The organism is Nonlabens sp. (assembly GCF_047636915.1).
Classification (GTDB): Bacteria; Bacteroidota; Bacteroidia; order Flavobacteriales; family Flavobacteriaceae; genus Nonlabens.
In genome coordinates this window covers 1-5,417 of record NZ_JBLIGN010000129.1, presented here as the reverse complement: position 1 = coordinate 5,417, position 5,417 = coordinate 1, and the positions used below count along the sequence as shown (strand labels likewise).

Below are 5,417 nucleotides of genomic sequence, written 5' to 3'. Positions count from 1 at the left end.
CCCCATTCGCCCAAAGTGAGCACTTGGTTGTGCAAGGGTAAGGTATAAAACGAGGCAGCTTCTAATGTTTTGTTTACGCAATAAAATGCTTTTGTAGCATAATAAGGACTTCCTGATTGGGTTATGAAACTACCGTAATCTTGGAGCTTGTCGTAACAAATATTGTAAAACTCCTTGGTATAAAGCTTGTTTAGATCTACATTATTAGGGTCTGGTAAATCTACTAGAATAACATCGTAAAGTTCTTCGGATCTATCCATATAGTTAAATGCGTCAGCAGCTACAGTTGTTACTTTACTGTTGTTGAGTGCATTGTTATTAAGCGTTGTGAATATAGAATTGGATGTACCGAGTTCGATCATTTTTTTATCGAGATCTACTAAAGTGATTTGTTCAATCTCAGGGTATTTAAGAAGCTCTCTAACGAGACATCCGTCACCACCGCCCAATACTAAAACATTCTTTTTAATAGGAGTCATCCCTAAAACGCTATGTACCATAGGTTCATGGTACAAATACTCATCAAACGTGGAAAGTTGCTGGTTTCCATTAATATATAAGGAATGCCATTCCTGCCATGAGGTGATGACTATCTTTTGATACTTTGTTTGTTCTGAGAACACAATTTTATCTTTATACTTGGATTGTTCTCCAAAAAGAACCAGCGGCTTTGCAAAAAACAAGCCTGATAAAATTATGATACCTATCCCCATATAGCTCGCATAAAGTACCTTTTGTAATTTGTTATTTACTTGATGTCTTAAGGTGTAAAACAACCAGAAGGAAACGCCAAAATTGATGAGCCCTAACACAAACGGCGTGTACGTCAATCCCAAGTAGGGTAAACCAACAAAAGCAAAAAATAACCCGCCTACTAGACTGCCGTAATAATCTTTCTCTAGGATGTTTGAAATATTAAAGCGCAGTTCTTCATATTCATTATTGATGCGAGTAGCAAAAGGGATTTCCACTCCTATCAATAAGCCTATGGCTATAGACAATAAATAAATAACAATCCAAGCGTTATTGGTTACACCAAAAATGATATAAGAAATGATGGCACTAAAACAGACTAAAAACGAAAGCACCAGCTCTGAAACTACAAAGTAAAAGATGATGTTTTTATCAAAGGACCTGCTTAAACGGCTGCCTAGTCCCATAGAGAAAAGCATGATAGAGACAATTAGGGTGAATTGTAAAATTGCATTTCCTATAAAATAACTTGCAAGTGTGGATAAGATATACTCTGCCACAATACCACTGAAACCAGTGGCAAAAAGGGCAATTTTAAGGACGGTAGATTTTTTGCTTCTTGAAGATTTCACTAATGCCATAGGTTACTTTCCAAAACCTCCAGAACGAGAACGGGTTCTCGACGAACTTTTATATCGCGAACTACTTCTTTTAGTTTTTTCTGTGGTGTGTTTGCTCCAAGTAGAACTTGTTTTTTTACGTGAAAAAAAGGAAGGCCTTCTGTTTTTTTGATACGTACTACGTGTCCCATATTGACTACTTCCGCTTGCTGCACTACCATAATAAGGCTTGCCATTTGCGCTAGCGTTTCTGTATCCGGTATAATTTCTCTGATAAGCTGGGCGGCGCATCATCCAATAAAGGAATAAAAAGCTGGTCCCATTTGATCTCCATTGTCGCTGGGATCTTGCAGGAGCTGCGGCGCTGGAATCTTTCTTTACTTCTTCCCAATTACCGTACTTTTCATTACCAATAGCCCAGCCAAAACCCACGGGTTGTGCCACTCTAGATAGTTTCCCATTATGGTGAGAAACCAGCTCCATTCCTAGGTCATTTTCATGCTTTTCAAAAAATGGTCTGTTTACCGTTTTCCAGTCCATTGAATCTACCACTAAGGAATCTCGTTCCACTTGAAGTACATTGTATTTATGCTGGTATCTTTTAATTCCAGAATTCTCTGTAATATTCATATCGTTCAAAACGATAGAATAATCTTCTTTTCCTAGTTTTTGAATTAACCTATCCGTAGGTTCCTTATCTACAGTAATGCTATCATCTGAAGTGCCACAAGAACAAAGTGTCAGACTTATAATAAGTAAAAAAGATACATATTTGAGGATGGTAATTTTCATAAGACAAGCGAATTTTAAAATTTGATTTCGTTTTCAGTTATTTCTTTGCCATAGAAGGCTTGAAATTTGGTATTTTCAATGACTTCAATAGTGATCATCATTTCGTTTAGATCGTAAAATAAAAAACTTTCTACAGGCCTCCATGATGTCATTAAGGTTTCGTTTTTAAACGAGCCATTATAATGTTCATCCAGTTCAAAGTTAATGTCTTTAAAAATGATGCCTGCATCTTTTATAGCTTGTTCTAGTATATTTCGTTCTATGGGCACAACTTCGCTGAAGTAGATTTCGTTTTCTCCTTCAAATCGCTCTACTTCAAGATACGCTTCTCTTCCATCGCCAGAGGTCAATAAATACTCCACACTTCTTCCATCAACACCCCAGTCGTAATTCGATATTTCTGTAACAGTCCATTTCTCTTTCTGAGTTTTTAAACCCGTTCCTAAGGCAAGTTTATACAGATCGGGATTTTTTTTATTCCAAAACATAATTAAAGGTCTTTATCGCAGTGTGGGCAGCATTTCATAGCATTTCTATTTTGGACTTCTTCTATATACGCAGAACTTATGATACCAGTAGGTAGCGCCACGATTCCTATACCTAACAACGCAATAATACCACTCAATAATTTCCCTAATCCTGTAATGGGGTAAATATCTCCGTAACCCACCGTAGTTAAAGTCGCAACAGACCACCACAGCGCTTCTCCTATGTTTTTAAAAGCATCAGGCTGTGCTTTGTTTTCTAGGTCATACATCAGCGTTGCAGCGATGACTAATAAAATAGAAACTATAAATATAGTAGCTACAATATCATTTTTTGATTTTTTGAAAACGGTCGCTATAAGTCGCAACGCGGCAGAGTGTCTATTCAACTTTAAAATACGCAGTAATCTCAATAGCCTAAGTGTTCGTATAACTCTTAAATCAATCTTGAATAAAAACGGCAGGTAGAAGGGAAGTATGGAGAGCAGATCTATCAACCCCATAAAAGAAAACATATAGCTCCATCTCGATTTAAAAGCGCCTTTATTCTTAAAAGCCAGATCTGCTGTCCAGATTCTAGCGGCATACTCTATACTGAACACAATAATAGAAACGATTTCAATAGACTTAAAAATATTGCCGTAAGAGGCTTTTAATTCATTATACGATTCAAGAAATAAAGCAAACACATTCAGGATAATCAGACCAGAGATTAAATAATGAACTACGTTATCGCCTCGTTGATTGCCACGTTCCTCATCTAATAATCCATAAACTATTTCTTTAATTCTCATAGATGCTGGAGTTTAAATTTTTAACCTGATTCAAATCACCTCTAACGATGTCTTTCTCTTCTATTTTCTGAGCTTCAAAGGCTTGTGTCAAAAAATCAATCCCTTTTTCCAATTCGTAAGAGCTGTTACAAGTAAAAATATCCAAAGCTACATAATGATGCTCTGGCCAAGTGTGAATAGCTATATGACTTTCTTCTATGACTATAACACCACTTACCCCTATAGGAGAAAACTTATGAATCGTTGCATTTACTACAGTAAGCTGCATCAAACGAGCAGCTTCAAGCAACTTGGTTTCTACATAGTTACAAGAGTTGATTTTTTCTGTAGAACAGCCGTAAAAGTCTATGGTTTTTTGGTAACCTAAAGGTTGAAGTGGTTTCAATATCAGCTTTATTTTATTTCAGTAAATTCAAATATGGAAGAATACTAGAGGAATTGTAAAAGATAAAACCTGCAAAGAAGACTCTGCAGGTTTTGTGATAGTATTATTTACACTCTCCGTGTATAAAATTAAGAAGGGTATGCAAATAAAAAGTTACTTCAATAATTTGACAGTAGCTTCGTTACCATTTGCAATGGCCAGGTCTAATGCTGTTTTACCGTCAACTTGAATAGAAGCATCTGCACCAGCGTTTAATAGAATAGCTACTATGTTAGAGCGCCCCATTTTTGCTGCCCACATCAATGGTGTATTATCATCACAGGCTTGGTTGACATTTACTTGAGCTTCGTTTATTAAATAGGCAGCTGTGTCAGAACTTCCCATTTGAATGGCTAATTGTAAAAGCGTCGCTTTTCTGGTTCCTGCTTGAAGACATTCGTCCTTGTTACTTCCAGTAACTAAAGCTTGAAGATCCGCAGGGCTATCATTTTTAAGAGCAATAGTCATGTCTCTAGTTAAATCTTGAGCACCTGCCGTTCCTGCTAGGATAAGAGCGAGAATAATAAGAACTTTTTTCATCATTGTTAGGTTTTAAGAACTGCTAATATAACACTATCGTTTAAAACCATTTAGCAGTTTTATAATTGATTTCATTAGTATAGCGCTTTCGCTGAATAGGAACACACCACCTAGCTTTGTATATTATTTAATTTTTACATATTATATTTTATATTTCAGTATGTCACCTGGCTGGCACTCTAGGGCTTCACAAATAGCTTCAAGAGTAGAGAATCGCACCGCTTTTGCCTTTCCCGTTTTCAAAATAGAAAGGTTTGCCGTGGTGATTCCTACCAGATCTGCTAGTTCATTGCTTTTCATGCCTTTTTGTGCCAGCACTATGTCTAGGTTGATGTAAATAGGCATGGCTTATATGGTTAGGTCGTTTTCATCTTTTAAGATGCTAGAGTCTTTAAAGATCTTACTAAAGGAATAAGCTATGGAACTTATAAAGCCACATACAGGGATACCACCTATAAATTTAAAAGTTACTATTGATAATAAGGCAAATAGAACTCCTATGACAATATAAATTGTACTGATTTGTTTCCAGAGTAGAGAGGACACTTCTGAGAATAATTTGCCTTTATTTGCCTTGCTCATAAATCTGTAGAAACAAAAGACAGAATAGATGGTAAGGGTAAAACAAACAATGCCAGTCGTGGTGATTATAATATGATTTGTACTAACTGCTTTTTCTTCTACACTCTCCAGTAGATCAAAGTTAGAAAGAAGCTTTTTAGACAGTGCGCCTAATAACAGAAGTACACCTATTACTATAAAAAAAACAGTAAAACTCGTGGTAGATGTATCGAAGTACCTTTTATGTTTCATAATTATATAGTTAAGTCGTTTTCTTGTTGAATTTTAATAGATTGGTTGATGATCTTAGATATGATAATTAAGAAGATTCCAAGTGCCGTAATCACCAGGAAAGAATCAAATGAAAAACCCAGATCAATAGAAACGTTCTTTATTGAAATCGCATTTGATTTTATCACCGACATTGTAGCGTATTTATAAATGACAGAAGGGACTTTAGTGATCAATGATCCAATAACACAAAACAAACCAGCCCTATAAAAATGCC

9 protein-coding genes are annotated in these 5,417 nt (G+C 36.0%); all 9 read right to left on the bottom strand.

Features of this window, described 5'->3' with window-relative positions; all coding sequences use genetic code 11:
* A partial coding sequence (locus ACJAT0_RS12520) for a polyamine aminopropyltransferase (RefSeq protein WP_415181925.1) occupies nucleotides 1-1,334 on the bottom strand: 1,334 nt, incomplete at its 3' end.
* 3 nt (nucleotides 1,335-1,337) lie between these two features.
* Nucleotides 1,338-2,105, bottom strand: coding sequence for a hypothetical protein (locus ACJAT0_RS12515; RefSeq protein ID WP_415181924.1), 768 nt, complete (start codon nucleotides 2,103-2,105; stop codon nucleotides 1,338-1,340).
* A 14-nt stretch (nucleotides 2,106-2,119) separates the two neighbouring features.
* Entirely contained in the window at nucleotides 2,120-2,593 is a 474-nt protein-coding gene (locus ACJAT0_RS12510) for a DUF4178 domain-containing protein (RefSeq protein WP_415181923.1), read from the bottom strand.
* A gap of 2 nt (nucleotides 2,594-2,595) precedes the next feature.
* A complete protein-coding gene (locus tag ACJAT0_RS12505; RefSeq protein WP_374002738.1) occupies nucleotides 2,596-3,384 on the bottom strand; it encodes an ion transporter in 789 nt (262 codons plus the stop codon).
* Complete coding sequence (gene speD / locus ACJAT0_RS12500; RefSeq protein ID WP_415181922.1) at nucleotides 3,374-3,769, bottom strand: adenosylmethionine decarboxylase; 396 nt, start codon at nucleotides 3,767-3,769, stop codon at nucleotides 3,374-3,376. Before speD ends, ACJAT0_RS12505 begins: the two co-directional genes overlap by 11 nt.
* Nucleotides 3,770-3,922: 153 nt before the next feature.
* Complete coding sequence (locus tag ACJAT0_RS12495) at nucleotides 3,923-4,351, bottom strand: ankyrin repeat domain-containing protein (protein WP_415181921.1); 429 nt, start codon at nucleotides 4,349-4,351, stop codon at nucleotides 3,923-3,925.
* A 138-nt stretch (nucleotides 4,352-4,489) separates the two neighbouring features.
* Complete coding sequence (locus ACJAT0_RS12490) at nucleotides 4,490-4,693, bottom strand: helix-turn-helix domain-containing protein (RefSeq protein WP_415181920.1); 204 nt, start codon at nucleotides 4,691-4,693, stop codon at nucleotides 4,490-4,492.
* 3 nt (nucleotides 4,694-4,696) lie between these two features.
* On the bottom strand, nucleotides 4,697-5,161 hold the full coding sequence (locus ACJAT0_RS12485; protein ID WP_415181919.1) for a hypothetical protein: 465 nt from the start codon (nucleotides 5,159-5,161) through the stop codon (nucleotides 4,697-4,699).
* A 2-nt stretch (nucleotides 5,162-5,163) separates the two neighbouring features.
* The coding region (locus ACJAT0_RS12480; RefSeq protein ID WP_415181918.1) for a hypothetical protein at nucleotides 5,164-5,417 on the bottom strand (254 nt) is incomplete at its 5' end.